The organism is Delftia acidovorans SPH-1 (assembly GCF_000018665.1).
Classification (GTDB): Bacteria; Pseudomonadota; Gammaproteobacteria; order Burkholderiales; family Burkholderiaceae_C; genus Comamonas; species Comamonas acidovorans.
Map to the genome: position 1 here is coordinate 5,208,897 of NC_010002.1, position 2,647 is coordinate 5,211,543.

Annotated in this window: 1 protein-coding gene; it reads right to left on the reverse strand. The window is 64.5% G+C overall.

Features of this window, described 5'->3' with window-relative positions; translation table 11 throughout:
• Window positions 1-66: 66 nt before the first annotated feature.
• Entirely contained in the window at window positions 67-2,466 is a 2,400-nt protein-coding gene (locus tag DACI_RS23945) for a TonB-dependent siderophore receptor (protein ID WP_012206551.1), read from the reverse strand.
• Window positions 2,467-2,647: the final 181 nt, after the last annotated feature.

Here is a 2,647-nt window from a genome sequence, read left to right on the forward strand (position 1 = left end):
CGGTTCCCCGACAAAGAAAAGGCCACGGCCGGATCGCTCCAGCCGTGGCCCATGGACCATGCCCGCTTACCAGCGATAGGTGGCCGTGCCGATCACCTTGCGGGGCTCGCCGTAGAAGCAGCCGTAGGAACAGCTGGCGATATAGGTCTTGTCGGTCAGGTTGGTGAGGTTCAGGGCGAAGCGCCAGGGTCCGGTGGTGTAGCTGACCATGGCATCCACCAGGGTGAACGCCGGCAGCGAGACGGGAACGCCATAGGCCAGGCCGCGTGTCTGGCCCAGGTACCTGGCGCCCATGCCCACCTTGAGGCCGGCAAGCCCGAAGTCTCCAAAGCTGTAGTCGCCCCACAGCGATATCTGGTTGTAGGGCACGCCGATGGAGCGCTTGCCCAGTTCGTCCGGCTGCAGGGGGCTTGCCTGCGTGGTGCGCGCATCCGTGTAGGCATAGGCGGCAATGATGTTCACATTGCGGCCGATGGAGCTTCGTGCCTCCAGTTCGAAGCCGCGGGAACGGACTTCCCCGGCCTGTATGTTGAACGCCCTGCTGGCGTCCTGGGGGTCGGGCACGAGCAGGTTCTGGCGGGTGAGCTGGAAGACCGCCGCCGAAACCATGGCCCGGGAGCCGCTGGGCTGGTAGCGGACACCAGCCTCGTACTGCTGCCCCGTCGTCGGCTTGAACCGTGATCCAAGGCGGTCCTGGCCCTGGGTGGGCTCGAAGGATTCGCTGTAGCTGAAGAAGGGGGCAAGGCCATTGGCGGCGAGATAGACCACGCCCAGCCGGCCCGTGAAGGCCGAGCTTTTCTCATTGGCCGCGCTCACGTCCCCGGTGAAGAAGTTCGTCTCGTTGAAGCGGACCTTGTCATAGCGGCCGCCCAGCAGAACCACCCACTTGTCATCGATCTTGATCTGGTCCTGCGCATAGATGCCGAGGCGCTTGTAGTCGTTCTTCCAGGACGAGCGGTAGTAGGGGGAGACAGGCCCCACCGGCTTGCCGTAGACCGGGTTGAAGACATCGAGGTCGGCGGCCTGCTGTTCATAGCGCTCGGTCTCGTGCTTTGGCAGGGCGTAGTCGAAGCCCACCAGCATGGTGTGCTTGACGCGGCCCTGGTCCAGCTGGTACTGCAGCGAGGTATCGGTCACGAAGGCCGACGAGCGGTCCCAGCGCGGCTGGAAGTAGCGCTCCACCACCGAGCGCTGGTCGGCGGACAGGCCCCAGCCGTCCGTGCTGAAGTAGCTGCTCTTTGCGTTGTAGTAGCGCATGCTGTTCCTGAGCTTGAGCTTCTCGGAAAAGGCATGTTCGAAGAGATAGCCGATGGAGTAGCGGTCCAGATCGAATTTGTCCCGTCCCGCCTCTCCGATGAAGCGGTTGCGGGGAATCTGTCCATTGATGTTGGGCAGCAGGGTGCCGTAGGCGGGCAGTCCGTAGACGTAGGCGGTGCGGTCCTTCTGGACCTCGGCCAACAGTGTCAGCGAGGTGTTCGCATCGGGCTGCCATTTGAGCGACGGGGCGATATAGGTTCTGTCATCGGGCACATGGTCGATGAAGCTGTCGCTGTCGCGCTTGAGCGCCACCAGCCGGTAGGACCATTTGCCCTCGTCGTCCAGGGCGCCCGCAAAATCACCCGAGACCTGCCTGCGCCCGAAGCTTCCGGCGTCGATGTTCAATTCCCGGATTTTTTCCGTGGTGGGCCGCTTGCTCACGGTGTTGACCACGCCGCCCGGGGAGACCGAGCCAAAGATCACCGAAGAGGCGCCCTTGAGCAGCTCGATGCGCTCCAGGCCGTAGGGCTCCTGCCGTCCGTCGTAGATGTTGGCCGTGAACAGGCTGCCGTCCCGGTACATGCCCGTGGTGCGGAATCCGCGCAGGTACAGGCTGTCCGAGGTCCGGTCCAGGCCCTCGGCGCGGGTGACGCCGGCGGCGTAGCCCAGCGCATCCTGCAGGCTTTGCGACTTCAGCGTCTCGATCTCCTGGGCACCGATGACCGTGATGGACTGCGGTGTCTCCAGGATGGGCGTATCGGTCTTCGTGCCCGTTGAGCTGCGCCGGGCGACATAGCCCTGCACGGGGCCGGCTGCGGTTTCGCTGTCCGTGACGTTGATGGTCGGCAAGGTCGCGCCGGAGGCTGCGGGACGGCGGATGGCGAAGCCTCCGTTGTGCGTCCTGGTGGCTTCCAGGGACGTGCCGGCCAGCAGCTCCCGCAAGGCCTGCTCCGATGTCAGGCGGCCGTTGACGGCGCGGGAACTGAGCCCGGCCACCAGTTCGCCTGCGGCAAACATCTGGGTTCCCGTCTGGCGGGACAGCTCGTTGATGGCCGAAGCCAGGGCCTGGGCCGGCACATGGATATCGAACACCTGGGCAGCCTCCTGCCCTGTGGCCTGGGCCACCGCCCCGGTGCTCCAGAACGAGACGGAACCAAAGGCCGTGGCAAGGGCCAGGCTCAGCAGATGTTGACGGGGCAAGGAACGCATGGCTGAAGAATTTCCAAAGGCATTGAATGAGACTGGTTACCAACCGGGCGCGGACCTCGGCGCTGGTTGTTGTGCATTCCAAAGACGTTCTGCGCAGAAAAATGGAGACAAGGTGTAACCCCGATTTCACGAAAAAAACCGGGATGGGACGGGGGCGTCCTGCCCCCGTCCCCGGCGCCCG

What these genes read in the sequence shown, in the direction of transcription:
- DACI_RS23945 (WP_012206551.1), bottom strand. Translation starts at nt 2,466, where the DNA reads ATGCGTTCCTTGCCCCGTCAACATCTGCTGAGCCTGGCCCTTGCCACG.